The organism is Streptomyces sp. NPDC037242 (genome assembly GCF_055604165.1).
On record NZ_JBVJUY010000004.1, the window covers coordinates 164,838 to 191,305 of the forward strand.

General features: G+C 73.7%; 22 protein-coding genes. 13 read left to right on the plus strand and 9 right to left on the minus strand.

Annotated features, from left to right (window positions below; genetic code table 11):
- Positions 1 to 34: 34 nt before the first annotated feature.
- The 3 genes from ACZ7GJ_RS07585 to serC form a co-directional block, all read right to left on the minus strand.
- Complete coding sequence (locus ACZ7GJ_RS07585; RefSeq protein ID WP_470750220.1) at positions 35 to 667, minus strand: class F sortase; 633 nt, start codon at positions 665 to 667, stop codon at positions 35 to 37.
- The gene (locus tag ACZ7GJ_RS07590) at positions 660 to 1,442 is read right to left on the minus strand and encodes a hypothetical protein (protein ID WP_470750221.1); all 783 of its coding nucleotides are present in this window, start codon (positions 1,440 to 1,442) and stop codon (positions 660 to 662) included. Before ACZ7GJ_RS07590 ends, ACZ7GJ_RS07585 begins: the two co-directional genes overlap by 8 nt.
- Positions 1,443 to 1,821: 379 nt before the next feature.
- Positions 1,822 to 2,943 carry a phosphoserine transaminase gene (gene serC, locus ACZ7GJ_RS07595; RefSeq protein ID WP_470750222.1) on the minus strand — a complete coding sequence of 374 codons (1,122 nt, stop codon included), beginning with the start codon at positions 2,941 to 2,943 and terminating at the stop codon, positions 1,822 to 1,824.
- A gap of 154 nt (positions 2,944 to 3,097) precedes the next feature.
- Between serC and ACZ7GJ_RS07600 the strand changes: the two genes are divergently transcribed.
- Positions 3,098 to 4,087, plus strand: a complete 990-nt coding sequence (locus tag ACZ7GJ_RS07600; protein WP_470750223.1) for an EamA family transporter — start codon at positions 3,098 to 3,100, stop codon at positions 4,085 to 4,087.
- A gap of 47 nt (positions 4,088 to 4,134) precedes the next feature.
- Here ACZ7GJ_RS07600 and ACZ7GJ_RS07605 read toward each other — a convergent pair whose 3' ends face one another.
- On the minus strand, positions 4,135 to 4,311 hold the full coding sequence (locus ACZ7GJ_RS07605; RefSeq protein ID WP_470750224.1) for a hypothetical protein: 177 nt from the start codon (positions 4,309 to 4,311) through the stop codon (positions 4,135 to 4,137).
- Positions 4,312 to 4,351: 40 nt separating this feature from the next.
- Positions 4,352 to 5,311, minus strand: a complete 960-nt coding sequence (locus ACZ7GJ_RS07610) for a helix-turn-helix transcriptional regulator (RefSeq protein WP_470750225.1) — start codon at positions 5,309 to 5,311, stop codon at positions 4,352 to 4,354.
- Positions 5,312 to 5,380: 69 nt separating this feature from the next.
- Here ACZ7GJ_RS07610 and ACZ7GJ_RS07615 point away from each other — a divergent pair, with 69 nt between their 5' ends.
- Complete coding sequence (locus ACZ7GJ_RS07615) at positions 5,381 to 5,842, plus strand: hypothetical protein (RefSeq protein WP_470750226.1); 462 nt, start codon at positions 5,381 to 5,383, stop codon at positions 5,840 to 5,842.
- 61 nt (positions 5,843 to 5,903) lie between these two features.
- Here the strand turns inward: ACZ7GJ_RS07615 and ACZ7GJ_RS07620 are convergent, their stop codons facing one another.
- Positions 5,904 to 7,547 (minus strand): CocE/NonD family hydrolase, encoded by a 1,644-nt coding sequence (locus ACZ7GJ_RS07620; protein ID WP_470750227.1) that lies wholly within the window; start codon positions 7,545 to 7,547, stop codon positions 5,904 to 5,906.
- Between the two features lie 324 nt (positions 7,548 to 7,871).
- On the opposite strand from ACZ7GJ_RS07620, the gene ACZ7GJ_RS07625 reads away from it, so the two are divergent.
- From ACZ7GJ_RS07625 to ACZ7GJ_RS07655, 7 genes are all read left to right on the plus strand, one after another.
- On the plus strand, positions 7,872 to 8,672 hold the full coding sequence (locus ACZ7GJ_RS07625; RefSeq protein WP_470750228.1) for a TIGR03084 family metal-binding protein: 801 nt from the start codon (positions 7,872 to 7,874) through the stop codon (positions 8,670 to 8,672).
- A 101-nt stretch (positions 8,673 to 8,773) separates the two neighbouring features.
- Entirely contained in the window at positions 8,774 to 10,462 is a 1,689-nt protein-coding gene (locus ACZ7GJ_RS07630; RefSeq protein ID WP_470750342.1) for an acyclic terpene utilization AtuA family protein, read from the plus strand.
- Positions 10,459 to 12,057 (plus strand): acyl-CoA carboxylase subunit beta, encoded by a 1,599-nt coding sequence (locus ACZ7GJ_RS07635; protein WP_470750229.1) that lies wholly within the window; start codon positions 10,459 to 10,461, stop codon positions 12,055 to 12,057. Before ACZ7GJ_RS07630 ends, ACZ7GJ_RS07635 begins: the two co-directional genes overlap by 4 nt.
- A gap of 8 nt (positions 12,058 to 12,065) precedes the next feature.
- Positions 12,066 to 14,006, plus strand: coding sequence for an acetyl/propionyl/methylcrotonyl-CoA carboxylase subunit alpha (locus tag ACZ7GJ_RS07640; RefSeq protein WP_470750230.1), 1,941 nt, complete (start codon positions 12,066 to 12,068; stop codon positions 14,004 to 14,006).
- Positions 14,003 to 15,163: an acyl-CoA dehydrogenase family protein gene (locus ACZ7GJ_RS07645; protein WP_470750231.1), complete on the plus strand. Its 1,161-nt coding sequence runs from the start codon at positions 14,003 to 14,005 to the stop codon at positions 15,161 to 15,163. The genes ACZ7GJ_RS07640 and ACZ7GJ_RS07645 overlap by 4 nt, the downstream gene beginning before the upstream one ends.
- A gap of 40 nt (positions 15,164 to 15,203) precedes the next feature.
- Positions 15,204 to 15,941 (plus strand): enoyl-CoA hydratase family protein, encoded by a 738-nt coding sequence (locus ACZ7GJ_RS07650; protein WP_470750232.1) that lies wholly within the window; start codon positions 15,204 to 15,206, stop codon positions 15,939 to 15,941.
- Positions 15,929 to 16,558 carry a TetR/AcrR family transcriptional regulator gene (locus tag ACZ7GJ_RS07655; RefSeq protein WP_470750233.1) on the plus strand — a complete coding sequence of 210 codons (630 nt, stop codon included), beginning with the start codon at positions 15,929 to 15,931 and terminating at the stop codon, positions 16,556 to 16,558. Before ACZ7GJ_RS07650 ends, ACZ7GJ_RS07655 begins: the two co-directional genes overlap by 13 nt.
- Positions 16,559 to 16,608: 50 nt before the next feature.
- Here ACZ7GJ_RS07655 and ACZ7GJ_RS07660 read toward each other — a convergent pair whose 3' ends face one another.
- The gene (locus ACZ7GJ_RS07660) at positions 16,609 to 17,715 is read right to left on the minus strand and encodes a citrate synthase 2 (protein ID WP_365926103.1); all 1,107 of its coding nucleotides are present in this window, start codon (positions 17,713 to 17,715) and stop codon (positions 16,609 to 16,611) included.
- A 239-nt stretch (positions 17,716 to 17,954) separates the two neighbouring features.
- Between ACZ7GJ_RS07660 and pdxH the strand changes: the two genes are divergently transcribed.
- Positions 17,955 to 18,578, plus strand: a complete 624-nt coding sequence (pdxH, locus tag ACZ7GJ_RS07665) for a pyridoxamine 5'-phosphate oxidase (protein WP_470750343.1) — start codon at positions 17,955 to 17,957, stop codon at positions 18,576 to 18,578.
- A gap of 410 nt (positions 18,579 to 18,988) precedes the next feature.
- Positions 18,989 to 20,317: a PAS domain-containing protein gene (locus ACZ7GJ_RS07670; protein ID WP_470750234.1), complete on the plus strand. Its 1,329-nt coding sequence runs from the start codon at positions 18,989 to 18,991 to the stop codon at positions 20,315 to 20,317.
- A 24-nt stretch (positions 20,318 to 20,341) separates the two neighbouring features.
- Here the strand turns inward: ACZ7GJ_RS07670 and ACZ7GJ_RS07675 are convergent, their stop codons facing one another.
- A complete protein-coding gene (locus tag ACZ7GJ_RS07675; RefSeq protein WP_470750235.1) occupies positions 20,342 to 21,097 on the minus strand; it encodes an SIS domain-containing protein in 756 nt (251 codons plus the stop codon).
- Between the two features lie 225 nt (positions 21,098 to 21,322).
- Between ACZ7GJ_RS07675 and ACZ7GJ_RS07680 the strand changes: the two genes are divergently transcribed.
- Positions 21,323 to 22,015, plus strand: a complete 693-nt coding sequence (locus ACZ7GJ_RS07680) for a metal-dependent transcriptional regulator (RefSeq protein WP_470750236.1) — start codon at positions 21,323 to 21,325, stop codon at positions 22,013 to 22,015.
- A gap of 361 nt (positions 22,016 to 22,376) precedes the next feature.
- A complete protein-coding gene (locus ACZ7GJ_RS07685) occupies positions 22,377 to 23,249 on the plus strand; it encodes an alpha/beta fold hydrolase (RefSeq protein WP_470750237.1) in 873 nt (290 codons plus the stop codon).
- On the opposite strand, the gene ACZ7GJ_RS07690 is transcribed toward ACZ7GJ_RS07685, so the two are convergent.
- Positions 23,246 to 26,464 (minus strand): AfsR/SARP family transcriptional regulator, encoded by a 3,219-nt coding sequence (locus ACZ7GJ_RS07690; RefSeq protein ID WP_470750238.1) that lies wholly within the window; start codon positions 26,462 to 26,464, stop codon positions 23,246 to 23,248. The two genes, ACZ7GJ_RS07685 and ACZ7GJ_RS07690, sit on opposite strands and share 4 nt — an antisense overlap.
- Positions 26,465 to 26,468: the final 4 nt, after the last annotated feature.

Sequence of the window (26,468 nt, forward strand, 5' to 3'; positions counted from 1 at the left end):
TGCCCCGAACCTCCTGAAGGTATCGCGTGCGCCCCTATGCCTTGGCCGTGAGGTGCGCGAACACCACGACGTTGGCATCCCAGTGGCGGTCCGCGGTGAGGTTGCCGCCGCAGGTGATCAGACGCAGCTCCGCCTTGCCGTGGGTGTCGCCGTAGACCTTGTCGGTGGGGAAGGCGTCCTTCTTGAAGGTCTGCACGTCGTCGACGGTGAAGACGGCGGTGCTGCCGTCGGCCCGGTGGACCTCGATCTTCTGGTCCTTCTTCAGTTTCTTGAGGTTGTAGAAGACGGCCTCGGGGGCCTGCGGGGTGTCCATGTGGCCGACGATGGCGGCCGCGCCCGGCTCACCGGGGGTGGGGCCGTCCTTGTACCAGGCCGCGTCCTTGGGCTTGGCGAAGTCCGGTTCCTGCATCTCGCCCTTGGCGTCCAGGCCGACGGTGTCGAGCGGGGCGTCCACCTTGATGTCGGGGATCTCGACGCGGTCCGGGACGGAGGGGGAGAGGGCGGAGACGGCCGAGGCGTTCGCGGCCGGGCCAGCGCCGGTGTCCTTGGCGGCGCCGCCCGAGGAGCAGCCGGTGGCCAGGGCCGCGGCGAGGGCCGAGGCCCCCGCCAGGGCGGCGGCGCGGCGTGCGCGGCCGCCCCGGCGGAGGGTGGTGGTGTGCTCAGCCATTGCTGGTCTCGGAGTCGACGTATCCGACCGGGGCCTGGCCGGTGTTGACGGAGCCCTTGGGCTTCTTGTGCTCGCTCGGCTTCAGCGGCTTCACGTCCGGCTTGGTGCCGGTGGCCTCGGTGGAGAACTTGACGGTGTCGAACTGCTTGCCGCCGGCGAAGGCCTGGACGCCGTAGTAGCCGGTCTTGACGTCCTTGGACACGATGGCGGTGCCGGTGAAGGCGCCCTTGCCGTCGCTCTTCAGGTTGACCTGGCCGCCGAAGGCGTCGGACTTGACGAAGGCGTTCTTCTCGGAGGTCTTGATGGTGATGACGACCTTGTCGCCGGGGCGCCCGTGGTCGGTGGACAGGGTCACGCTGGAGGCCTGCGGGGTGGGCTTGGGGGAGGGCTTGTCGGCCTTGACGGTCAGCTGCGCGGTGGCCTGGATCTTCTTGCCGTCGGGGCCGGTGCCGGTGAGGGAGACGCCGTAGGTGCCGTCGTCGACCTTGTCGACCTTGGCGGTGCCGCCGCGGCCGTCGGTCATCTTCACGTCGCCCAGGGCCTTGGAGGAGACGGAGAGGTTCGTCGAGCCGTCGGGGACGTCCATCGAGAAGGTGATCGAGTCACCCGGCTTGGCGGTGGAGGTCGACAGTTTCAGGCTCGCGGCGGCCGCGTGGGGGCTCGGGCTGGAGCTGCTCGACGGCGTCGGGGCGTCGGCGGCGAAGGCGGTGGTCGCGCCGCCGAGGGCCATCGACGAGGCGAGGGCGATCGCCGAGAGGGTGAGTGCCTTGCGCATGGGGTCTCCTCCTGAACGGGCCGGGGTTTTTCCCGGCACACCAGACATGAGGGACATCCTGGGCGCTTGGTTGCGGGCCTCCCGGGGGCCGGGTGAGGGGGTGGCCAAAGGTCCTCCGGCATAAAGGCGCAGGCCGTGACGGCACCGGGGAGGATCCGTTTGCGGGCTCTTTGCCCCGATTTTTGGGACCAAGGTCCCGGGATCCGGGCCGCGGGGCGCCGAGTTCGGCGTTCAGGCCGCGTTCAGGTCGCGGTCAGTCCGCCTCGGTCCGGCTTCAGTCCGCTTCAGGCCGCCTTCAGGAACGCCGGAGCCCCCGGCGACGCGCGGTCGCCGGGGGCTCCGGATTGCAGCGGGACGTATCAGCGGGTGCCGGCGTCGGTCAGAGCTGCTCGATGACGTAGTCGATGCACGCGGTCAGCGCCTGCACGTCCGCCGGGTCGATCGCCGGGAACATCGCGATACGGAGCTGGTTGCGGCCGAGCTTGCGGTACGGCTCGGTGTCCACGATGCCGTTGGCGCGCAGCACCTTGGCGATCGCGGCCGCGTCGATGTCGTCGGAGAAGTCGATCGTGCCGATGACGGCGGAGCGCTTGGCGGCGTCCTGGACGAAGGGGTTGGCGTACTTCGACGCCTCCGCCCAGCCGTACAGGTTGCGCGCGCTGGCCGCCGTACGGCCGGTCGTGAACTCCAGGCCGCCCTGGCTGTTCATCCACCGCAGCTGCTGGTCCAGCAGGAAGAGGGTGGAGAGCGCCGGCGTGTTGTACGTCTGGTTCTTCAGCGAGTTGTCGATCGCGGTCGGCAGCGAGAAGAACTCCGGGATGTGCCGGCTGCCGGAGGCGTGCACGCGGGCCGCGCGCTCCAGGGCCGCCGGGGAGAACGCGGCCAGCCACAGGCCGCCGTCCGAGGCGAAGGACTTCTGCGGGGCGAAGTAGTAGACGTCGCTCTCGGTGATGTCCACCGGCAGGCCGCCGGCGCCCGAGGTCGCGTCCACCAGGACGAGGGAGCCGGCGTCGGCGCCCGCGACGCGCTTGATCGGCGCCGCCACACCCGTCGAGGTCTCGTTGTGGGTGTACGCGTACACGTCCACGCCCGCCTCGGCCACCGGCTCGGGGTGCGTGCCCGGCTCGGAGGAGATCACGGACGGCGCGTCCAGCCACGGCGCGAGCTTCGCGGCCGTTGCGAACTTCGAGGAGAACTCGCCGAAGGTGAGGTGCTGCGACTTCCGCTCGATGAGCCCGGCGGTCGCGATGTCCCAGAAGGCGGTGGAGCCGCCGTTGCCCAGGATCACCTCGTAGCCCTCGGGGAGGGAGAAGAGGTCCCGGAGGCCCTGGCGCACGGAGCCGACCAGGTTCTTGACCGGAGCCTGGCGGTGGGAGGTTCCGAGCAGGGAGGTACCGGTGGCGGCGAGGGCGTCCAGCGCCTCGGTCCGCACCTTGGAGGGGCCCGCGCCGAAGCGTCCGTCGGCGGGCTTGATGTCAGCGGGAATCTGGATCTCGGCCACGAGCGGAGCGTATCGGGTCCCGGTCCGCGGCTTCGAAGCGAGTCCACCGGATGAGACGAGTGGCTGGAAAGAGCTGTAGCGGAGGTTAAGGGGGTGTGCGCAATGTAAGGCAAAACACGACTCCACGGTCCTTACGGGCCCTTAGCCTGGAGAGATGCCCGCACCCACCTCGTCCCCCGCGACCCCCGCAGTGGCCCCTGCCGCGGTCCCTGCCGCGGTCCCTGCCGCGCCCTTCGCAGCCCCCGCCGCCCCCGGCCGGGGCTCGCGCCTCTCCGGGCGGGGCAGCCTAGGGCCGGTCGCGCTGGTGGTCTCGGCGGGGATCTCGGTGCAGTTCGGCGCCGCCCTCGCGGTGCTGATCATGCCGAGGGCGGGTGCGGCCGGCGTGGTCACCCTGCGGCTGGCGATGGCGGCGCTGGTGCTGCTGCTCCTGTGTCGGCCCAAGGTGCGCGGCTACACCCGCGCCGACTGGACCACCGTGGTGTGGTTCGGCGTGACGATGGCGGGCATGAACGGCCTCTTCTACCAGGCCGTCGACCGCATCCCGCTCGGCCCGGCCGTCACCCTGGAGGTGCTCGGCCCGCTGGCCCTGTCGGTCCTCGTGTCCCGCCGCCTGGTGAACCTGCTGTGGGCGGCCCTGGCCCTGGCCGGCGTGGTCCTGCTGGCCGGGCACGGCGGCGGCTTCGGCGGCCTCGACCCGCTGGGCGCCGCCTTCGCGCTCGGCGCGGGCGCGATGTGGGCGGCGTACATCGTCTTCAGTGCCCGCACCGGCCGGCGCTTCCCGCAGGCCGACGGGCTGGCCCTGGCGATGGCGGTCGCGGCGGTGCTGTCCCTGCCGCTCGGCGTGGTCGAGGCGGGCTCGGCCCTCCTCGCGCCGAGCACCATCGCACTGGGCGCGGGCGTGGCCGTCCTGTCCTCGGTCCTGCCGTACACGCTGGAGATGCTGGCCCTGCGGCGGCTGCCGGCCCCGACCTTCGCGATCCTGATGAGCCTGGAACCGGCCATCGCCGCGACGGCCGGGTTCCTGGTCCTGCACCAGGGCCTGTCCGCGCTGGACGCGGTGGCCATCGCCCTGGTCATCGCCGCGAGCATGGGCGCGGTCCGCGCCCAGACCCGCCGCGCCGAGCCCCTCCCTACGGCGTCCTGACGCCGTAGCCCGCAGCCCGCGCGGGGCTGCGGGCTACGGGGCCGAGGTCAGAGCCGGACGCCGTCGTCCTGGGGGGTGGTGTCCGCGTGCTGGACGTTCTCCGCCGTGATGGAGAAGCCTGCCGGCCAGTCCGAGTCCGGCCAGCCCTGGCCCCATCCGCTCGACATGGCGAGGGCGAGGGCGCTCAGTACACCGACAGCGAAGTACGCACGGGTTCTCGTCATGAGCGGAGCATGCCAGCGTCCCCTCACCGGAGGAAAGGCCTCAGGCATATCGGGCCGTCAACTCCGCCAGCGCGGCCCTGATGCGCTCCCGCAGCGCCGCCGGGGCGAGGACCTCCGCCTCCGGGCCCAGGGACAGGAACTGGGTCTGCGCCTGCTCCTCCGACTCGATCGGCAGGACCGCCCGGGTCCAGCCCGCGAGCTCCGGATCCGGGGTGCCGACCGCCGCCAGGGCCCGTGCCTGGACCCCCGTCAGCTGCGCCGCGCCCCGCGCGGAGAGGCGTACCAGCGCCTCCTGCGGATACAGCCGCTCCAGGAACTCCGCCTGCGTGCGCCGCCAGTGCGCCGCCAGGTCGAAGCCCTCCGGGAGCTGCGCCTCTTCCGCCGTCTCCCGGAGCGAGAGGATCTGGTCCACGCGGTACGTCCGCGGCCCCTCCGGACCCGCGACCAGGTACCACCGCCCCGCCTTCAGGACCAGTCCGTACGGGGCCAGGCGCCGGTCCACCTCGCGCGGCTCCTTCCACCGCCGGTAGCGGACCTCCACCACCCGGCCCCGCCACACCGCGTCGGCGACCCGTCCCAGGTGCGGGGTCTCCTCGTGCTCCGCGTACCAGCCCGGCGCGTCCAGGTGGAAGCGCAGCCGCATCCGGTCCGCCTGCTCGCGCAGCTCCGCGGGCAGCGCCGCCCGCAGTTTCAGCTGCGCCGCCGACAGGGCCTGCCCGAGCCCCAGTTCGGCCGCGGGGCCCGGCATCCCGGTCAGGAACAGTGCCTCCGCCTCGCCCGGGTTGAGCCCGGTCAGCCGGGTCCGGTAGCCGTCGAGGAGCTGGTAGCCGCCGCTGTGGCCGGCGTCCCCGTACAGCGGCACGCCCGCGGCCGCGAGGGCCTCCGCGTCGCGGTAGACCGTACGTACGGACACCTCCAGCTCCTGGGCGAGCTCGGCGGCGGTCATCCGCCCCCGGGTCTGGAGCAGCAGCAGGATCGAGAGCAGTCGGCTGGACTTCACTGACACAGGGTGTCAGTGAAGTGGTCCTAGCGTTCCCTCCGTCACCAAGAACCAGCAAGGGGAACGCACATGGACGACTTCGACTTCCTCGTCGGCACCTGGGACGTCGCCAACCGCTGGCGCACCGACTTCCTCGACGCGGACAGCGAGTGGGAGCAGTTCCCGGCCGTGTCCCGCATCAGCCGCCACTTCGACGGCGGCGCCAGCTTCGACGAGATCGAGTTCCCGACGAAGGGGTTCGCCGGCCTCACCCTGCGCCTCTACGACCGTGAGCGCGAGCAGTGGAACCTGCACTGGGCGAGCCGCCGGACCGGGGTCCTCTTCCCGCCCGTCACCGGCCGCTTCGACGGCGCGAGCGGCGACGGCGTCTTCACGGGCCGGGACACGCACGACGGCAAGGCGGTCCTGGTGCGCTTCGAGTGGACGCGCACCAGGACCGACTCCCCGCGCTGGGAGCAGTTCTTCTCCGCCGACGACGGCGCGAGCTGGGTCCACAACTGGACGATGGACTTCACGCGCCGCGCCGCCTGAACGCCCGCCGCCCCGCCGCCCACGGGGGAGCGGCGGGGCGGCGGGGAGCACCTGCGCGCGGTCACCCGAGCGGCAGGTCCAGATACGACGGCGTGGCCTCGGGGGAGGTGAAGGCCAGCGTCGCGCGCGGCAGGTTGGCGTCCCCGTAGAAGGGGTCGCGCGCGTCCACCACCAGCGCCACCCGGTGCCCGCGCGGTACGTCGTACCCCGTGGCCTGGAGTTCGAGGTCCGCGCTGATCAGGCTGTCCGGCGGCGAGTCCAGGTCGGTGTACGGGGCGTGCGTGATGATGTGGGCCGTGCCGTCCGGGCCCACGTCGAAGAGGTACGCGACGAAGGTCGACCCGGGGTTCGCCGCCCGGTACGTCACCCGCAGCCGGGGCGTGCCGCGCAGCCGGGCGACCTCCTCCTGCGGCTCCGAGGCCCACACGGCGGCCACGGTGCGGTCGATGTCGTCGGCCGGGTAGGCCTTGGGGCGCCCGGCGATCTCCGCGAAGCCGGACGTCACCACCGTGTCGGCGACCGTTGCCGGGGTGTCCACCCCGCACAGCACGTCCGCGCTCCAGCCGGCCTCCGGGTCCTGGGCCAGCTCTCCGCTGCCGCCCAGGAACAGCCGGCGGACGTCCCGGGTCACCGCGCTCCAGGTGGGGCGGGGCTCCAGGGCCTTGTTCCACATGACCTCGCTCACCACCTGCCCCTCCTCGGCGATGCCGTTGTCGATGTCCCTGAGGTGGTGGTCGAACCAGCGGTGGGCGTCCGTCCAGATCCGGTTGGGCAGCCCGAGCATGCCGCTCGCCTCGGGTCCGGAGTGGTCGCCTATGGACAGGTCGATCCGCTTGGGTCCGATCAGCTCGTTGAACATCCGCAGGGTCTGGTTGCCGGGGAAGAGCGTCTCGTGCCAGGCGTGCGCGAAGAACACCGGCACCTGGCGGCGGTTGAGCTCCTTGATGTGCGTGAAGGGCGAGCGCACCTCCGCCCAGCGCAGCGTGCCCTCGATGTCGCGGTTGGCGAGGACGTTCTCGAACACGGCCTGCGTCTGCGGGCTCAGCCGCGCCTTCGCGGCCGCGGCGAGCAGCGCCTCGACGGCGGCCACGTGCCGTGTGGAGTTCTCGTAGAACGCCTCCCCGAGGTCGCCCCAGCTGCTCAGGGCCGCCACGGCGTCGACGCGGGTGTCGTGCACGGCGACGAGCTGGCTGATGCCGGAGCCGTACGAGTCCCCGAGGAAGCCGATCTTCGTCACCGGGCCGGCGGTGCGCTCGACGAGGTACTCCAGTGCCCGGCTGCCGTCGGCGATGTCGAGCGGGCCCGCCACCTCCACCTGGCCCTCGGAGCCGGGGAACCCGCGGGTGGTGTAGGCGAGGACGTTGTAGCCGCGCGCCGCGAAGATGCTGGCCTGGACGACGTACACGAGCCAGCCCAGGCTCGTCCACGGGGAGGGCATCACGATCGCCGGGCGCGGCCCGCTCCCGGTGTGCCGCCACAGCGCGGCGTCGAGCAGGTCCCCGTCGGCGCCGGGCACCTTGGCGCGGCTGAACACGGCGGCCGACCGGGCGTCCGCGACCTCGGCGGCGCGGGCGGGGGCGAGGCCGGTGACGTCGCCGGTCTCCAGGGCGGCGGCGAAGGCGCCGAGGGCGATCGCGTCGAGTTCGGGATAGAGGGAGAAGGGGGCCGGGCCGGCGGAGGAGGCGGAGAAGGCGGCTGGAGTCACGTCAGTTCATCCTCATCGTCGAGTGGGTCGAGCGACATGAACACGGAGCGTCGTGCGCCGCTGCACGCGGAGTGCTCAGTATCGACGGGACATCCGGTGACGTTTCGCGGGTTTCCGGCGTACGGCCGAAATCGCCCCCTCGGGCCGTCCGCCCGCGTGCGGCCGTCCCCGCGGACACCAGCGCCGCTGCCAAATCAGGCCGTGGTGGCGCGAGTTGGCGCCGGTGGCGGGGAATTGCCCGAAGGTCCGAAAATAATGCAAGCACGCTTGATTGTTTTCTCGGAGGCTGCCAGTCTTCCCCTCACGCCGAGAGGGGAGCGCACCGTGCTCGATCCGTCCGCTGTCGCCGTCTTCGCCGACCTGCGCGAGGAGGGACAGGAACTCGATTGCCTGGTACGGGAGTTGCCCGGCCCCGGTTGGGCGAGACCCACTCCCGCGAGCGGCTGGACCGTCGCCCACCAGATCGCCCACCTGCACTGGACCGACCGGGCCGCGCTGCTCTCCCTCACCGACGCCCCCGGCTTCGCGGGCATGGTCCAGGAGGCCCTCGCCGCCCCCGACACCTTCGTCGACGAGGGCGCCGAGGAGGGCGCCGCGCTGGCGCCGGCCGAACTGCTGGCCCGCTGGCAGGCCGGCCGCACCGCCCTCGACGAGGCCCTCGCCGCAGCCTCGCCCGACACCCGCTTCCCCTGGTACGGGCCGCCGATGAAGGCCGCCTCGATGGCCTCCGCCCGCCTGATGGAGACCTGGGCGCACGGCCAGGACGTCGCCGACGCGCTGGGCGTACGCCGTACCCCGACGCAGCGGCTGCGGCACGTGGCCCGGATCGGCGTACGGGCCCGCGACTACGCCTACGCGGTACGCGGACTGGCCGCGCCCGCGGGGGAGTTCCGGGTGGAGCTGACCGCGCCCGACGGCGCGGGGCTGTGGGCGTACGGCCCCGAGGACGCCGGACAGCGCGTCACGGGCCCGGCGCTGGACTTCTGCCTGCTGGTGACCCAGCGGGCCCACCGTGCCGACCTGGACCTGACGGCCACCGGCGCCGATGCCGACAGCTGGCTCGACATCGCCCAGGCCTTCGCGGGCCCGGCCGGCCCGGGCCGCGCGCCGAGGGCCTCGCGGTGACGCCGGACCCTCTGCGCCCGCAGGCGCCGGACCCGCGCCGCCCGCTGCGCATCGGCAACGCGTCGGGCTTCTACGGCGACCGCTTCGGCGCACTGCGCGAGATGCTGGCCGGCGGCCCGCTCGACGTCGTGACCGGGGACTACCTGGCCGAACTGACCATGCTGATCCTGGGCCGCGACCGGCTGAAGAACCCGGACCTCGGCTACGCGAAGACCTTCCTGCGGCAGTTGGAGGAGACCCTGGGCCTCGCCCACGAGCGGGGCGTACGGATCGTCGCGAACGCGGGCGGCCTCAACGCCGCCGGGCTCGCCACGGCCGTACGCGAACTCGCCGCGAAACTGGGCGTCCCCGTCTCGGTGGCCCACGTCGAGGGCGACGACCTGATGCCCTACGCGGAGGGGGCGCTCACCGCCAACGCCTACCTCGGCGGCGCCGGGATCACGGCCTGCCTGCGCGCGGGCGCGGACGTGGTGGTGACCGGCCGGGTCACGGACGCCGCGCTGGTCAGCGGCCCGGCGGCCTGGTGGTTCGACTGGGCCCCCGACCACCCCGACCACCACGACCGGCTGGCGGGCGCGGTGGTGGCGGGCCACGTCCTGGAATGCGGCACCCAGGCCACGGGCGGCAACTACGCCTTCTTCACCCGGCACGACGTGTCCCGGCCGGGCTTCCCGCTGGCCGAGATCTCCGAGGACGGCTCCTCGGTGATCACCAAGCACCCGGGCACGGGCGGTGCGGTCACGACGGGCACGGTCACCGCCCAACTCCTGTACGAGACCCAGGGCGTCCGCTACCTCGGCCCCGACGTGACGGCCCGCCTGGACACCGTCCGACTGACCCGCGCGGGCGAGGACCGGGTCGCCGTCACGGGGGTCCGGGGCGAAGCACCGCCGTCCTCCCTCAAGGTGGGCGTCACCCGCATCGGCGGCTGGCGCAACGAGGTGGTCTTCGTCCTGACCGGCCTGGACATCGAAGCCAAGGCCGCGCTGGTGCGGGCCCAGCTGTCGGAACTCCTGGAGGGCGTGGCCTCGGCCGACTGGACCCTGTCCCGCACGGACCACGCCGACGCGGCGACGGAGGAGACCGCGAGCGCCCTGCTCCGCCTGGTCGTCCGCGACCCCTCCCCGGACCGCGTCGGCCGCGCCCTGACCTCGGCGGCCGTGGAACTCGCCCTCGGCAGCTACCCGGGCTTCCACGTCACGGCGCCCCCGGGCCAGGCCCAGCCGTACGGGGTGTTCAGCGCGGGCTCCGTCCCGGCGACCTCGGTGGCCCACGTCGCCGTCCTGCCGGACGGCACGCGCGCACCGGTCTGCCCGGCGCTGCGGCCCTCGGCGGCCCCCGGCCCGGATCCGGCCCCGCCGGCGGTCGAGGCACGGGGGTCCGGGGGCGAAGCCCCGGTTGCGGGAAGGGGCGGGGTGGGGGAGAGCCCCGCAGGGCCGACCCGCCGCGCGCCGCTGGGGGCCGTGGCCGGGGCCCGTAGCGGAGACAAGGGCGGCGACGCGAACGTCGGCGTCTGGGCCGAGACCGACGCCGCCTGGCACTGGCTGCGAGCCACCCTCACGGTGCAGACCTTCAAGGCCCTGCTCCCCGAGGCCTCCGGCCTCCCCGTGACCCGCCACGACCTCCCGAACCTGCGCGCCCTCAACTTCACCGTCACCGGAATCCTCGGCGACGGCGTCGCCTCCGGGCACCGCTTCGACCCCCAGGCCAAGGCCCTCGGCGAATGGCTCCGCGCCCGCCACCTCGACATCCCCGTCCACCTTCTCCCCGACCCGGAGGTCGGCCCATGACCCGGCTCGGCAGCAGCGTCGACACCCGCGACCCCGACCACCTCGCCAACCGGGCCGCCGCCCTGGACCGCCTCGCCGACCTCGACACCGAGCACGCCAAGGCCCTGCAGGGCGGCGGCGAGAAGTACACGGCCCGCCACAAGCAGCGCGGCAAGCTCCTGGCCCGCGAGCGCATCGAGCTGCTCCTCGACCCGGACACCCCCTTCCTGGAGCTGTCCCCGCTCGCGGCCTGGGGCAGCGACTATCCGGTCGGCGCCTCGATGGTCACCGGCATCGGCACCGTCGAGGGCGTCGAGTGCCTGATCACCGCCAACGACCCCACGGTCCGCGGCGGAGCCAGCAACCCCTGGACCCTGAAGAAGGCGCTGCGGGCCAACGAGATCGCCCGCCAGAACCGGCTGCCCTGCATCAGCCTCGTCGAGTCCGGCGGCGCCGACCTCCCCTCCCAGAAGGAGATCTTCATCCCGGGTGGCGCGATCTTCCGCGACCTCACCCGGCTCTCGGCCGAGGGCATCCCGACGATCGCCGTCGTCTTCGGCAACTCCACCGCCGGAGGCGCGTACGTCCCCGGGATGTCCGACCACACCATCATGATCAAGGACCGCTCGAAGGTGTTCCTCGGCGGTCCGCCGCTGGTGAAGATGGCCACCGGCGAGGAGAGCGACGACGAGTCCCTCGGCGGCGCCGACATGCACGCCCGGACCTCCGGCCTCGCCGACCACTACGCCCTCGACGAGCACGACGCCATCCGCCAGGCCCGCCGCGTGGTGGCCCGCCTGAACCACCGCAAGGCCCGCCAGGACCCGCCGAAGGCCGAGGAGCCGGCGTACGACCCCGAGGAACTCCTCGGCATCGTCCCCGCCGACCTCAAGACCCCCTTCGACCCCCGCGAGGTCATCGCCCGCATCGTCGACGGCTCCGACTTCGACGAGTTCAAGCCTCTCTACGGCACTAGCCTGGTCACCGGCTGGGCCGAGCTCCACGGCTACCCGGTGGGCATCCTCGCCAACGCCCAGGGAGTGCTCTTCAGCGCCGAGTCGCAGAAGGCCGCCCAGTTCATCCAGCTCGCCAACCAGCGCGACATCCCACTGCTCTTCCTCCACAACACCACCGGCTACATGGTCGGCAAGGAGTACGAGCAGGGCGGCATCATCAAACACGGCTCGATGATGATCAATGCGGTCTCCAACTCCCGCGTCCCGCACCTGTCCGTCCTCATCGGCGCGAGCTACGGCGCCGGCCACTACGGCATGTGCGGCCGCGCCTTCGAGCCCCGGTTCCTCTTCGCCTGGCCCAGCGCGAAATCCGCCGTCATGGGCCCCCAGCAGCTCGCCGGAGTGCTCTCCATCGTCTCCCGGCAGTCCGCGGCCGCGAAGGGCCTGCCGTACGACGAAGAGGCCGACGCCGGGATGCGCGCCTTCGTGGAGGCGCAGATCGAGTCCGAGTCCCTGCCGACCTTCCTGTCCGGGCGGCTCTACGACGACGGGATCATCGACCCCCGCGACACCAGAACCGTCCTCGGCCTGTGCCTCTCGGCCGTCCACAACGCCCCCGTCGAGGGCGCCCGTGGCGGCTTCGGCATCTTCCGGATGTGAGCGCGCAGATGACACAGCTACCCCTCTCCCTGGCCTCCCTCCTCGTCGCCAACCGCGGCGAGATCGCCGTCCGGATCTTCCGCACCGCCCGCGCCCTGGGCCTGGCCACCGTCGCCGTCCACTCCGACCCCGACGAGAACGCCCTGCACGTACGCGGCGCCGACGCGGCCGTACGGCTGCCCGGCGCGGCCCCCGCCGACACCTACCTGCGCGGCGACCTGATCATCAAGGCCGCCCTCGCCGCGGGCGCCGACGCCGTCCACCCCGGCTACGGCTTCCTCTCCGAGAACGCCGGCTTCGCCCGCGAGGTCCTGGCTGCCGGGCTCACCTGGATCGGCCCGCCCCCCGGGGCCATCGAGGCCATGGCCTCCAAGACCCGCGCCAAGGAGCTGATGCGCGCCGCCGGAGTCCCCCTGCTGGAGCCCGTCGACCCGGCCACGGCCACCGCAGCGGACCTGCCCCTGCTGCTCAAGGCCGCCGCGGGCGGCGGCGGTCGCGGCATGCGCGTCGTCCGGGACCTCGACGCACTGAAGGAGGAGCTGGAGGCTGCGTCCGCCGAGGCGCGCTCCGCCTTCGGCGACGGGGAGGTCTTCGCCGAGCCCTACGTCGAGCGGGGCCGCCACGTCGAGGTGCAGATCCTCGCCGACGCCCACGGCACCGTCTGGGCGCTGGGCACCCGCGACTGCTCCCTCCAGCGGCGCCATCAGAAGGTCATCGAGGAGGCCCCGGCGCCCGGCCTGCCCGAGCAGCTGCGCACCGCCCTGCACGACGCCGCCGTGGCGGCCGCCCGCGCGGTCTCCTACCAGGGCGCGGGCACCGTCGAGTTCCTCGTCGCCGCCGACGGGCGCCCGTACTTCCTGGAGATGAACACCCGCCTCCAGGTGGAACACCCCGTCACCGAGGCCGTCTTCGACCTCGACCTCGTCGCCCTGCAACTGCGGATCGCCGAGGGCGCCGCCCTGCCGCTCACACCCCCGCAGCCGGCCGGCCACGCCGTCGAGGCCCGCCTCTACGCCGAGGACCCCGCCCGGAACTGGCGTCCGCAGACCGGGACCCTGCACACCCTCGCCGTCCCCGGCGAGGTCCGCGTCGACACCGGCTTCGCCGACGGCGACCAGGTCGGCATCCACTACGACCCGATGCTCGCCAAGGTCGTCGCCCACGCCCCGACCCGCACCGAGGCCGTCCGCGCCCTCGCCCACGCCCTCGCGGGGGCCCGGATCCACGGGCTCACCACCAACCGCGAGCTCCTCGTACGCTCCCTGCGCCACCCGGAGTTCACCGCCGGGCTCCCCGACACCGGGTTCTACGAGCGCCACCTCGCGGAGCTGACCGACGGAGCACCCGACGCCACCCTGGCGGCCCTCGCCGCCGCCCTCGCCGACACCGCCCCCGCCCCCGGCGCCCCGCTCGCCGCCCGCCTCGGCGGCTGGCGCAACGTCCGCTCCCAGCCGCAGACCCGCCGCTACACCGTGGCCGGTGAGGAGTACGAGGTCCGCTACCGGCCGCTGGAGCACCCCGGCGTCCGGGTCCTGAACGCCGCCCCCGACCTCGTCACCCTCGAAGTCGAGGGCGTCCGGCGGCTGTTCCACGTGAAACGAAATTCGAACACCACGGGGGCCGGCGAGGTCTACGTCGACTCCGTACTCGGCTCCCACACCCTCGTCCCCGTGCCCCGGTTCACCGATCCCCAGGACCGCACAGAACCCGGCTCCCTGCTCGCCCCCATGCCCGGCACCGTCGTCCGCGTCGCCGAGGGCCTCGCCCCCGGCAGCCCCGTCACCGCCGGGCAGCCACTGCTCTGGCTGGAGGCCATGAAGATGGAGCACCGCATCCTCGCTCCCGCCTCCGGCACGCTCACCGCGCTCCACGCCGCGACCGGCCAACAGGTCGAGTTCGGCGCCCTGCTCGCCGTAGTCCAGGAAGCACAGGAGGAACCGCAAACATGAGCTCCGTCATCGAATCCGCCGAACACCAAGCCCTGCGCGCGGCGGTGGCCGCACTCGGCCAGAAGTACGGCCGCGAATACCTCGCCCGCGTCGCCCGCGAAGGCGGCCACCCCGACGAACTGTGGGCCGACGCCGCCAAGCTCGGCTACCTCGGCGTCAACCTCCCCGAGGAGTACGGCGGCGGGGGCGGCGGCATCGCCGAACTGTCCATCGTTCTGGAGGAGCTGGGCGCCGCCGGCTGCCCCCTCCTCATGATGGTCGTCTCGCCCGCCATCTGCGGCACGGTCATCGCCCGCTTCGGTACCGAGGCCCAGAAGCAGGCCTGGCTCCCCGGCCTCGCCGACGGCACCCGCACCATGGCCTTCGGCATCACAGAACCCGACGCGGGCTCCAACTCCCACCGCATCACCACCACCGCCCGCCGCGACGGCGACGACTGGATCCTCACCGGCCGCAAGGTCTTCATCTCCGGCGTGGACATCGCCGACGCCACCCTCGTCGTCGGCCGCACCGAGGACGCCCGGTCCGGCCGCCTCAAGCCCTGCCTGTTCATCGTCCCGCGGGACACCCCCGGCTTCACCCGCTCGGTCATCGACATGGAGCTCCAGGCCGCGGAGAAGCAGTTCGAACTCGTCCTGGACGAGGTCAGGCTCCCCGCCGGCGCCCTCGTGGGCGACGAGGACGCCGGTCTGCTCCAGCTCTTCGCCGGCCTCAACCCCGAGCGCATCATGACCGCCGCCTTCGCCATCGGAATGGGCCGCTACGCCCTGGCCAAGGCCATCGACTACGCCAGGACCCGCCAGGTGTGGAAGGAGCCCATCGGCACCCACCAGGCCATCGCCCACCCGCTCGCCGCCGCCCACATCGAGCTGGAACTCGCCCGCCTGATGATGCAGAAGGCCGCCCACCTCTACGACGCGGGCGACGACATGGGCGCGGGCGAAGCCGCCAACATGGCCAAGTACGCTGCCGGAGAGGCCTGCGTACGGGCGGTGGACCAGTCCGTCCACACCCTCGGCGGCAACGGCCTCACCCGCGAATACGGCCTGGCCGGTCTCATCACCGCCTCCCGGGTGGCCCGTATCGCCCCCGTCAGCCGCGAGATGATCCTCAACTTCGTCTCGCACCAGACCCTGGGCCTGCCCAAGTCCTACTAGGCCCGCCCGCACCAAAGGCGCAAGCAGCAGAAGGGACGACATGACCCCGACCGTCGCAACCTCGCACCACCGCGGGATCACCACGCTCACGCTCGACTCCCCGGCCAACCGCAACGCACTCTCCGCGGACCTCGTCGGCGACCTGCGCGCAGCCCTCGCCGCGGCGGGCGCGGACCCGGCGGTCCGGGCCGTCCTGCTCACCCACACCGGCAACACCTTCTGCGCCGGGGCCGACCTCAAGTCCCCCTGCGACCCGGCCGACTTCCTCGCCCTGCTCCGGGAGATCGCCGAACTGCCCAAGCCCGTCGTCGCCCGCGTCACCGGACACGTCCGGGCGGGCGGCCTCGGGCTGCTCGGCGCCTGCGACATCGCCGCCGCCGGACCGCAGTCCTCGTACGCCTTCACCGAGACCCACCTGGGCCTGGCTCCCGCGGTCATCTCCGTCCCGCTGCTCACGCGGCTCGACCCGCGCGCCGCCGGCCGCTACTTCCTGACCGCCGAGCTCTTCGACGCCGCCGAGGCCACCCGGATCGGGCTGCTCACCCTGCACGCCGAACAGGTCGACGAAGCCCTGGAACCGGTCCTCGCCGGCCTGCGCAAGGCCTCCCCGCAGGGCCTCGCGCAGACCAAGGCGCTGACCACCGCCGCCGTACGGGAGGCCCTGGACCGGGACGGCGCCCGCCTGACGGAACTGTCCGCCGGGCTCTTCGCCTCCGCCGAAGCCCGCGAGGGCATCACCGCCCGCTTCGAACGACGGGACCCCGCATGGGCACTGTGACCGGCCCCGCAACCGGCCCCGGCCCGAACCCCGCCCCCGCTCCGGGACCCAAGCAGGCCCGCAGCAGGGTCACCCGGCGCCACCTCCTGGACGCGGCAGTCTCCTGCCTGGCGGAACACGGCTGGGCCGGCTCCACCGTCGCGGTGGTCGCCGAGCGCGCCGGAGTCTCCCGGGGCGCGGCCCAGCACCACTTCCCGACCCGCGAGGACCTGTTCACCGCGGCCGTCGAGTACGTGGCGGAGGAGCGCTCCACGGCTCTGCGCGAGCTGTTCCAGGCCGGCCCGGCGGCCCGGCCCGCCGTGGTCGAAGCGCTGGTCGACATGTACACGGGCGCGCTCTTCCGGGCCGCGCTCCAACTGTGGGTCGCCGCCTCCAACGAGGAACAGCTGCGCCCCCGGGTCTCCGAGCTGGAGGCCCGGGTGGGCCGCGAGACCCACCGCATCGCCGTCGAGCTGCTGGGCGCGGACGAGTCCGTACCCGGCGTACGGGAGACCGTGCAGGGCCTGCTCGACATGGGCCGCGGCCTCGGTCTCGCCAACGTACTGACCGATGACACGGCCCGCCGCGCCCGGGTGGTCGCCCAGTGGGCCCGGATCCTGGACGCGGCCCTCGGCTGAAGCACGCGGCGCGGCGGCCCTGCGGCGCGCGCTTCAGCCCCGGGCGCCGCTCAGGCGGTTTCCGCGATGTCGGCGTAGCCCTCGATCTCGCGCGGGTTGCGGACGCCCGGCCCGGTGTAGCGGGCCGACGGGCGCACCAGGCGGCCGGTGCGCTTCTGCTCCAGGATGTGCGCCGACCAGCCGGCGGTGCGGGCGCACGTGAACATGGAGGTGAACATGTGCGCCGGGACCTCTGCGAAGTCCAGCATGATCGCGGCCCAGAACTCCACGTTGGTCGCGAGCACCCGGTCGGGGCGGCGCGCGTGCAGCTCCTCCAGGGCGGCCTTCTCCAGCGCGGCGGCGACCTCGTAGCGCGGCGCGTCCAGCTCCTTGGCGGTACGCCGCAGCACACGGGCGCGGGGGTCCTCGGCGCGGTACACGCGGTGCCCGAAGCCCATCAGCCGCTCGCCCTTGTCCAGGGCCTTCTTCACGTACGCCACGGCGTCGCCGGTGCGCTCGATCTCCTCGATCATGCCGAGCACGCGGGACGGCGCACCGCCGTGCAGCGGCCCGGACATGGCACCGACCGCCCCGGACAGCGCGGCTGCCACGTCGGCGCCGGTGGAGGCGATGACGCGCGCGGTGAAGGTCGAGGCGTTCATCCCGTGCTCGGCGGCGGAGGTCCAGTAGGCGTCGACGGCCTTGACGTGCCGCGGGTCCGGCTCGCCGCGCCAGCGGATCATGAACCGCTCGACCACGGACTCGGCCTTGTCGATCTCCCGCTGCGGCACCATGGGCCGGCCCTGGCCGCGGGCGGACTGGGCGACGTACGAGAGCGCCATGACGGCGGCGCGCGCCAGGTCGTCGCGGGCGGTCCGCTCGTCGATGTCCAGCAGCGGTTTCAGGCCCCACACGGGCGCGAGCATGGCGAGCGCCGACTGGACGTCGACGCGGATGTCACCGGAGTGCACGGGGATCGGGAAGGGCTCGGCGGCCGGCAGGCCGGGGTTGAAAGCACCGTCGACCAGCAGGCCCCAGACGTTCCCGAAGGAGACGTGGCCGACGAGGTCCTCGATGTCGACCCCGCGGTAGCGGAGCGAACCGCCTTCCTTATCCGGTTCGGCGATCTCGGTCTCGAACGCGACGACCCCTTCGAGCCCGGGTACGAAATCGGACATCAGGCGGCTCCTCAGATAGATGCGAACACGCGCGGCTCCCGGCGTGATTCGCGGTCCGGCGCGGTCATCCCCGTTGATGCCCGGCACGGCCGAAGGTCACCCACGCGGGAACCCTCGGACCGGCCTCAAGATTTTGTCCGTTCCGCTTGTCGCGGGGAAGCGTGACATACGGCACACCTCCGGCAGTCATACTGCGGCAGGATGGCCCGGTGACCGACCAGGACCTTGACCCCGCCGTCATGCGCAAGCAGTACCGCTCGGAGATCGTCTTCGAGGACAGCCTCGCCGAGGACCCCCTCAGGCAGTTCGCCGAGTGGTTCCGCCAGGCCAGCGACGCGCACGTCTTCGAACCCAACGCGATGGTCGTCTCGACCGCGACCCCCGACGGCCGGCCCAGCTCCCGAACGGTGCTGCTCAAGCAGTTCGACGAGCGGGGCTTCGTCTTCTTCACCAACTACGCCTCCCGCAAGGGGCGCGAGATCGACGAGAACCCGTACGTCTCGCTGCTCTTCCCCTGGCACCCCATCGCCCGCCAGGTCATCGTGACCGGCACGGCCGCCCGGATCGGCCGGGACGAGACCGCGGCGTACTTCCGCTCCCGCCCGCACGGCTCCCAGCTGGGCGCCTGGGCCAGCGAGCAGTCCCGGGTGATCGGCTCCCGCGCCGAGCTCGACCGGCGCTACGCGGAACTGGAGGCGCGCTACCCGGAGGGCGAGCAGGTCCCGGTCCCGCCGGAGTGGGGCGGGCTGCGCGTCGTACCCGACGCGGTGGAGTTCTGGCAGGGGCACGAGAACCGCCTGCACGACCGCCTGCGCTACGTCTCCGAGGGCGGCAAGTGGCGCCTGGAGCGGCTCTGCCCCTGAACGCAGGCGACCCGCGGGCTCTGGTTCCTCTCCTGCAGTGAGAGGAGCCGGCCGGACGTACCGGCGAGCCCGCGGGTCGGGTGACTGCTTGGGATTGGCGCCTGGCGTTCCCGCCGGGCACCGCACTGGGTGCGTGCGACGACGGGCGCTTTAGCCCGCAGCCACCTCACGCGTCCGGTTTCCGTACATTTCGGGAACCACCTCCCTTCTCGTGTACGGCAGAGCCTAGGCACGCCTCCCCGGGCGCACAACTGTTTATTCGTGCGACCGGGCCGGGGGGCCGCACGGGGCCCGCCACGCCCGGGGGTGCGGACAAACCGGGAGGATTGCGGGAAGCGGGTGTGGGCTGCGTCACGTTCCAGTTGAATGATCCGACGTGCCGCACACGCGAACACCTGCAGGGGGCCCAGGTGACTGCTTCCGGACGTAGTGAGACCGCCGATGATCTGCTCGCAGCGCTGCTGGACGGGATGGACGCCGCCTTGTGCGCGTTCGACGCCGACGGCGTGATCACCCACTGGAACCGCGAGGCCGAGCGGATCCTGGGCTGGTCCGCGGCCGAGGCCGTGGGGCGCAAGGGGTTCGAGGGGTGGGCGGTCCGAGCCGCCGACGCCCAGGACGTGCAGGACAGACTCATGGCCGCGCAGGACGTGCCCGGCCGGCAGGTGCACGAGTTCGCCCTGCTGACCAAGAGCGGCGGGCGCGTCCTGGTGCGGACCCAGTCCGCGGGCGTGCCCGGCGCCGACGGAAAACCCGCCGGGGTCTACTGCGCCTTCAGCGCGGTGCACACGCAGATCGACCTCGAACGCTCCATCGCCCTCAGCGAGGCGCTGATGGAGGACGCCTCGTGGGGCGTCGTCCTCGTGGACGTGGACCTGCGCCCGGCCGTGGTCAACGCGCACGCCGCCCGCGCCTTCGGCTCCGGGCGGACCGCACTGCTCGGGCGGCCCCTGGGCGACCTGCTGACCCAGGGGGTCGAGGAGCTGGAGGGCGCCCTCCAGCACGTGCTGTCCGAGGGTGCGCCGCCGAGGCCCGTGGAGCTGTGGGTGTCCGTGCGCACCCCCGACGGGGTGCGCAGGCGGTGCTGGCGGTGCGGCTTCCTGCGGCTGGCCTCGCCGCTCGCGGAGGAACCCGTACCGCTCGGGGTGGCCCTGCTGTTCCAGGACGTCACCGAGGCGCGCCGGGCGGAGCTGGACACCGCGCAGCTGCGGTTCCGCTCGCACCAGCTGCACCGCGCGGGGCGGGCCGCCGCGGAGTGCGAGGACCCGGCCGAGGCGGCCGCCGTACGGCTGGACTTCGCGCTCGCCGGCTTCGCCGAGCACGCGCTGCTCGACATCGTCGACGGTTCGGAGCAGCCCGTGGACGGCGCGCCCCGGCCGCGGCTCGTACGGTTCGCCGCGTCCCCTCCGGAGTTCCCCGCGCCGGGGTCGATCCCCGTACGGTACGAGGCCGGCCACCCGGTGCTGCAGGCGCTGGAGCGCTCCGGCTCGGTGCGCACGAGCTCGCCGCGCGGCGAGGCGGCCGAGGAGTGGGCGCGCTCCCGGCAGTGGCCGCAGGGCGCGGCGCACGGGCTGTGCGCGGTCCTGCGGAGCCGGGGCCGGACCCTGGGCACGCTGACCTTCCTGCGCGGGCACTCGCGGGCCGCCTTCGAGCGGGCGGACGCGGCGTACGCGGAGGAGGTCGCGGCCCGGGTCGCGGCGGACCTGGACCTGGCGACCCGGGACACCGGCACGGCCTGAGGGGTCGGTGGCGGACCCGAGGGGTCAGTGGCGGAAGAAGATCCGGTCGCCGTACTCCTGCATCACGCGGCCGTTCCACTCGTGGCCGCCGTCGACGTTGCCCGAGCGCAGCAGCGGCGGCTCCATCCCGCGGGCGGCGAGCTCGCCGGCCGCGGCGGCCATGACGGCCTGCATGATCGCGCTGGTCACGACGGTGGATGCGGGCGCGAAGGGGGCCGCGATGCCGTCGAGGCTCAGCTCGGCGTCGCCGACCGCGATCTTGCTGTCGAGGACGATGTCGCAGTGGTCCTTGAGGAAGGTGCCGGACACGTGCCGCGACTTGGTCCCGGTCGCGTACGCCACCGAGGTCACACCGATGACCTTGAGGCCGATGGCGCGGGCGTTCATGGCCATCTCGACCGGCAGGGCGTTGCGCCCGGAGAGGGAGATGATCACGAGGACGTCGCCGTCGGAGGCCGGGCTGCTGTCGAGCACGGCTCCGGCGAGTCCGTCCACGCGCTCCAGCGCGCTTCCGAGGGTGGCGGGCATGATGTCGATGCCCGCGGTGCCGGGAACGGCGAGGAAGTTCATCAGGGCGAGCCCGCCGGCCCGGTAGACCACGTCCTGAGCGGGGAGGGAGGAATGACCGGCGCCGAAGGCGAAGAGCTTGTTGCCGGCGGCCACGGCGTCCGCGATGGCGAGACCCGCGGCGGTGATGTGCGCGGACTCCTCGTCCCGCACCCGTTCCAGCAGGCCGATGGCGGCGTCGAAGAACTGACCGGCCAGCTTGCTCTCGCTCATACGCCGAAGGCCTTCCGGGGTGGGGTGCAGATGGATGCGTCTCGTCCGTGTCCGCCGCTCACCGTGCGGTCTGGACCAAGGGCATGTCAATACGGGCGTCAATCCCGGGGCGAAAGGCCCCGCAGGACGTCCTGGAACGGCCTTGACCCCTCGGCACGGGACGGTTGTCGGCCCGATGCGTCAGAATTGGGGACAGGGCCAGCGCACGCAATCCGAGGGGCACGAATGTCCGGACTGATCGATACCACGGAGATGTATCTCCGCACCATCCTCGAGCTGGAAGAGGAAGGCGTGGTCCCCATGCGCGCCCGTATCGCCGAGCGGCTCGACCAGAGCGGTCCGACGGTGAGCCAGACGGTGGCGCGGATGGAGCGGGACGGCCTGGTGGCCGTGGCCAGCGACCGGCACCTGGAGCTGACCGAGGAGGGGCGGCGGCTGGCGACGCGCGTGATGCGCAAGCACCGGCTCGCCGAGTGCCTGCTCGTCGACGTCATCGGCCTGGAGTGGGAGCAGGTGCACGCCGAGGCCTGCCGCTGGGAACACGTGATGAGCGAGGCGGTGGAGCGGCGGGTGCTGGAGCTGCTGCGCCACCCGACCGAGTCGCCGTACGGAAACCCGATCCCGGGGCTGGAGGAGCTGGGGGAGAAGACCGAGGCCGACCCGTTCCTGGAGGACGGCATGGTCAGCCTGTCGGAGCTGGACCCGGGCACCGAGGGCAAGACGGTGGTCGTGCGCCGCATCGGGGAGCCGATCCAGACGGACGCGCAGCTGATGTACACGCTGCGGCGGGCGGGCGTGCAGCCCGGTTCGGTGGTGAGCGTGACCGAGTCGCCCGGCGGCGTGCTGGTCGGCAGCGGTGGCGAGGCGGCCGAGCTGGACGCGGACATCGCTTCGCACGTGTTCGTCGCGAAGCGCTGACCGGGCTGACGGGCTGACGGATTGACGCACTGACGTACGGACGCCCCGCCGGGATCGCCCGTACGAGTGAGCCCGTCGGTATCGATGCCGCCGGATGCTGTGTGATGTGGTGTGGATGGTCCCGACGCCTTGCGGCGCCGGGACCGGTCCTCCCCTGTTTGACCTGGAGCCCCGAGCTCTCAAGGTCATCCCCTCGGACCGTCTTCCCCGAGCGGTCCGCCTCCCTGTTGAAAGGATCTCCATCGGCAGGGGCGGCCAATCCTTGAGCAAGGTCACTCGAAAGAGCGGTGTTGCCGGCGAGAACCCCGCTTTCGAATGGGGGTTCGATACTGTGGCCGGGAGCGAAGGGGGTGCATCTGCGGTGGTACAGCGCTTCGATGTCACAGGGGCCGACGGCGTGCGCCTGGCAGCCTGGGAGTTCCGGGAACCGGCCGCTCCGGAGGGTGCCCCGGGCGTGCTGTTACTCCACGGCCTGATGGGCCGCGCCTTCCACTGGGCCGGTACCGCCCGCTGGCTCGGTGAGCACCGCCGCGTCGTGGCCCTCGACCAGCGCGGCCACGGCCAGAGCGAGCGCCCCGCCGGCGCCCCGGCCCTCACGACCGCCCTGGGCCGCGAGGCCTTCGTGGCCGATGCCGAGGCCGCGATCGAGCAGCTCGGCCTGGCCCCCGTGACCCTGATCGGCCACTCCATGGGAGCGCTGACCGCCTGGCAGCTCGCCGCCCGCCGCCCCGACCTCGTACAGGCCCTGGTCATCTGCGACATGCGAGCCTCCGCCCTCGGTGCGGCCTCCCAGCTGGAGTGGGAGGAATGGTTCCGCCGCTGGCCCCTGCCGTTCCCCACCCAGGACGCGGCCCGCCGCTGGTTCGGCGAGGACGACCCCCGGGTGGAGCGGCCCGATCCCGGCCGCGGAGCCTTCTTCGCCGAGGTGATGCAGCAGGCCGATGACGGCTGGCGGCCCGTCTTCTCCCGGCGCCAGATGCTGACGGCCCGCGAGACCTGGGTCCACGACGCGCACTGGGAGGAGCTGGCGCAGGTCCGCTGCCCGACCCTGGTCGTCCGGGGCCTGGACGGTGAGTTGGGCCGGGCCGAGGCCCAGGAGATGGTCCGCGTCCTGCCCGCGGGCCAGTACGCGGAGATCCCCGACGCCGGCCACTACCTCCACTACGACCAGCCGGCCGCCTGGCGCGCGGCCCTGGAACCGTTCCTGGAGGGGGTCAAGGCCGAAGCAACCTAGGGGGTGGGCGGGGTCGCGCGGCCGCGGGCGTGGGCGGCCGTGAAGGCGGCTTCGCCCAGGGCTGCCCGGGCCCGGGCGCTCGCGCGGTCGACGTCGGCGCGCTCCGCCGGGGGCAGGGGTGCGCCCACGGAGTCGCGCAGTGCCGCAGCCGCGCCGAGCAGGCCCGCGGCCGCCTCGTGGCGGGCGGCTGCGGACCGGGCTCCGGCCAGGCCCTCGAAGGCCAGGGCCAGGGCCCGGGGGTCCCCGGTCCGGCGGGCCTCCGCGAGCCCCTCCCGGTGCAGGGACTCCGCGAGCCCCGCGTCGCCGCGCAGCTCGGCGACGTACCCGAGCTGCGCGAGGATCAGCGCCGCGCCCGAAGCCACGCCGAGCCGGCGGTTCCAGTCCAGCCAGGGCCGCAGCCGCGCCTCGGCGGCGTCCAGGTCGCCCGCGCGCCGGGCGCCGAGCGCCAGGCCGATCTCGGCGAACTGCTCCGCCGGGCGGTGCGACTGCTCCACCGCGAGCTGCCGCGCCTGCTCGTGGAGTTCGGCCGCACGGGCCCCGTCGCCGGTCAGCAGCGCGATACGGCCCTGGCGGGACAGCCCGAAGGAGGCCTGGGTCCACAGCTCCAGCTCCCGCGCGTTGCGTACGCCGTCCTCGTGCAGCCGGGCCGCCCCGGCATGGTCGCCGCCGATCTCCGCGAGGATCCCGAGCTGTTCGGAGGACTGCAACTGCCCCCAGCAGTCGCCCAGTTCCGAGAAGGCGGCCGCGCCGGCCGCGGCGTTGCGGCGGAGCTCGACGAGGTCGCCGCGGTACAGCGCACGGGTGGCCAGCGTGCAGAACGCGGCCGCCTCGCCCCACCGGTCGCCGAGGCCGCGGAACTCCTCGGCCAGCGCCCCGAGCAGAGCCTCCTGCCCGTCGGCGTCGGCGTCGGCGTCGGCGCCATCGGCCCCGCCCGCGCCGTCCGTACCCACCGCGAATCCGCAGCGCGCGAAGGCCAGCAGCCACCTGCCGCGGGCGTCGGCGCCGCCGAAGTCCCCGCCCAGGCGGCTGTCGTCCCCCGCGAGCAGGGCGAAGGCGGCGAGCCGCGCCCGGGCCCCGGCGGCCGCGGCGCCATCCGCCCCTGGTTCGGCCCCGCCGCCCGACGCGCATGCCAGGGCCGCCTCGAACGAGTCCCGCGCCTCACCGATCCGGCCGCGCAGACACCAGTACCAGGCCGACGCGTTGACCAGCCGCAGGGCGAGCGCGCCCGCCCCGGCCGCCACGGCGTGGTCGAGCGCGGCACGCAGGTTGAGGGTCTCCCCGTCGAGCCGGCGCAGCCAGTCGCGCTGCCCGGGCCCGTGCAGCCGCTCGGCCGCGCACTCGGCCAGCCCGACGCAGTGCAGGGCGTGCCGCAGGCGCGTGTCGGGGCCCTCGCCCGCCGCGTCGAGCCGCTCCAGCCCGTACGCCGCCACCGACTCCAGCAGCCGGTACCGCGCACCCGCGCCCCCGGGGCCGTGCGCGGCGGCGACGAGGGAGCAGTCCACGAGCCGGGTCACGAGGTCGAGCACGTCCTCGGCCGGTACGTCCTGCCCGGCGCACACCGCCTCGGCCGAGTCCAGCGTGAACCCGCCCGCGAACACGGCGAGCCGGCGCAGCACCGCCCGTTCCGGCGGCGACAGCAGCTCCCAGCTCCAGTCGATCACCGCGCGCAGGGTGCGCTGCCGGGCGGGGGCGTCCCGGCGCACCTGGTTGAGCAGTCGGAACCGGTCGTGCAGCCGCTCCGCCAGGTCGTGCACGCCGAGGGCCCGCACCCGGGTGGCGGCGAGTTCCAGGGCGAGCGGGATGCCGTCGAGGCGGCGGCAGATCAGGGCGACGGCCTCGGCGTTGTCGGGGCCGAGCGCGAAACCGGGGGCTCCGGCCGCGGCGGTACGGGCGGCGAAGAGCTCCATGGCCTCCGACTCGGCGAGCGGTGCGACGGCTTCGAGGACCTCGCCGGAGATCGCCAGCGGCTCCTGGCTGGTGGTGAGGATCCGCAGCCCGGGGGCCCGTCGCAGCAGATGCCCGACCAGGTCCGCGGCCGCCCCGACGACGTGCTCGCAGTTGTCGAGTACGAGCACCAGCGCGCGATCCGCGAGCACCCCGGCCAGCCGCTCCCGGACGCCGCCGCCATCGCCACCGCCCTCGGCGGACTCGCGTACGCCCAGGGCGGCGGCCACGGTCTCGGCCACCTTCCCCCGGGCTCCGGCGAGTTCGACGAACCAGACCCCGTCGGGGTGCGCGTCGCCCAGGCGCGCCGCGGCAGCGAGCGCCAGTCGGGTCTTGCCGACGCCGCCGGGCCCGGTGAGCGTCACGAGCCGCCCGGCCCCGACGGCCGCGCAGACCCGGTGCACGGCCTCCTCGCGCCCGACGAGGGAGCTGACCGGCGCGGGCAGGTTCCCGCGGACCCCGGTCGCCGGCGGCTCCGCGGCCACCGCCGTAGCCGCCGCAGCCACCGGGGGAGTCAGATGCGGCTCCTGGCGGAGGATCGCCTCGTACAGCGCGGCGAGTTCCGGGCCCGGGTCGATGCCGAGTTCCTCGGCGAACAGCCGCCGCAGCTCCCCGTAGACCGCGAGCGCCTCGCTCTGCCGCCCGGCCCGGTACAGCGCCCGCATCTGGCTGTCCCGGAGCCGCTGCCGCAGCGGGTGGCGTCCGGCCAGCTCGGCCAACTCGTCGGCCAGTACGCCGTGTGCCCCGGCCGTGCCGAGCTCCAGGCGCAGTTCGGCGAGGTCCTCCTGGGCCGTGACCCGCTGCTCCTCCAGCCGCGCGGCCTCGGCCCGTACGAACTCCGCGTCCCGGAAGCCGCCGTACGCGTCCCCGCGCCACAGCCCGAGCGCCCGCGTCAGCAGCACCGCCCGGGCCCGGGCGTCCGGTTCCGTGCGGGCGGCCGCCGACAGCTGCGCGAACCGGCCCGCGTCGACGGCCTGTTCGGGGACGCGCAGCGTGTATCCGGCCGGACCGTACGCGACCAGGGCGCGGGCACCGTCCTCGGCCCGGGCGAGGGTGCGGCGCAGCTGCGAGACCTTGGTCTGGAGGGTGTTCGCGGGGTTCTTGGGCGCGGCCGGGCCCCACAGGCCGTCGATCAGCCGGTCCACCGGCACCGGCCGCCCGTGGTGGACGAGCAGGGCGGTCAGCAGCGCCCGGGTCTTGGCCTCCGGCACCGGGACGGGAGTCCCGTCGTCCGTCCGCACGGTCACCGGTCCCAGCACCTCGAAACGCATGCCG

Excerpts from the sequence above, each read along its gene's own strand:
- ACZ7GJ_RS07585 (WP_470750220.1), bottom strand. The coding sequence starts at position 667 with ATGGCTGAGCACACCACCACCCTCCGCCGGGGCGGCCGCGCACGCCGC.
- ACZ7GJ_RS07660 (WP_365926103.1), bottom strand. The coding sequence starts at position 17,715 with ATGTCCGATTTCGTACCCGGGCTCGAAGGGGTCGTCGCGTTCGAGACC.
- ACZ7GJ_RS07690 (WP_470750238.1), bottom strand. The coding sequence starts at position 26,464 with ATGCGTTTCGAGGTGCTGGGACCGGTGACCGTGCGGACGGACGACGGG.
- ACZ7GJ_RS07650 (WP_470750232.1), top strand. The coding sequence starts at position 15,204 with ATGACCCCGACCGTCGCAACCTCGCACCACCGCGGGATCACCACGCTC.
- ACZ7GJ_RS07630 (WP_470750342.1), top strand. The coding sequence starts at position 8,774 with ATGCTGGCCGGCGGCCCGCTCGACGTCGTGACCGGGGACTACCTGGCC.
- ACZ7GJ_RS07680 (WP_470750236.1), top strand. The coding sequence starts at position 21,323 with ATGTCCGGACTGATCGATACCACGGAGATGTATCTCCGCACCATCCTC.
- ACZ7GJ_RS07590 (WP_470750221.1), bottom strand. The coding sequence starts at position 1,442 with ATGCGCAAGGCACTCACCCTCTCGGCGATCGCCCTCGCCTCGTCGATG.
- ACZ7GJ_RS07655 (WP_470750233.1), top strand. The coding sequence starts at position 15,929 with ATGGGCACTGTGACCGGCCCCGCAACCGGCCCCGGCCCGAACCCCGCC.
- ACZ7GJ_RS07615 (WP_470750226.1), top strand. The coding sequence starts at position 5,381 with ATGGACGACTTCGACTTCCTCGTCGGCACCTGGGACGTCGCCAACCGC.
- ACZ7GJ_RS07675 (WP_470750235.1), bottom strand. The coding sequence starts at position 21,097 with ATGAGCGAGAGCAAGCTGGCCGGTCAGTTCTTCGACGCCGCCATCGGC.
- ACZ7GJ_RS07640 (WP_470750230.1), top strand. The coding sequence starts at position 12,066 with ATGACACAGCTACCCCTCTCCCTGGCCTCCCTCCTCGTCGCCAACCGC.
- ACZ7GJ_RS07605 (WP_470750224.1), bottom strand. The coding sequence starts at position 4,311 with ATGACGAGAACCCGTGCGTACTTCGCTGTCGGTGTACTGAGCGCCCTC.
- pdxH (WP_470750343.1), top strand. The coding sequence starts at position 17,955 with ATGCGCAAGCAGTACCGCTCGGAGATCGTCTTCGAGGACAGCCTCGCC.
- ACZ7GJ_RS07635 (WP_470750229.1), top strand. The coding sequence starts at position 10,459 with ATGACCCGGCTCGGCAGCAGCGTCGACACCCGCGACCCCGACCACCTC.
- ACZ7GJ_RS07600 (WP_470750223.1), top strand. The coding sequence starts at position 3,098 with ATGCCCGCACCCACCTCGTCCCCCGCGACCCCCGCAGTGGCCCCTGCC.
- ACZ7GJ_RS07645 (WP_470750231.1), top strand. The coding sequence starts at position 14,003 with ATGAGCTCCGTCATCGAATCCGCCGAACACCAAGCCCTGCGCGCGGCG.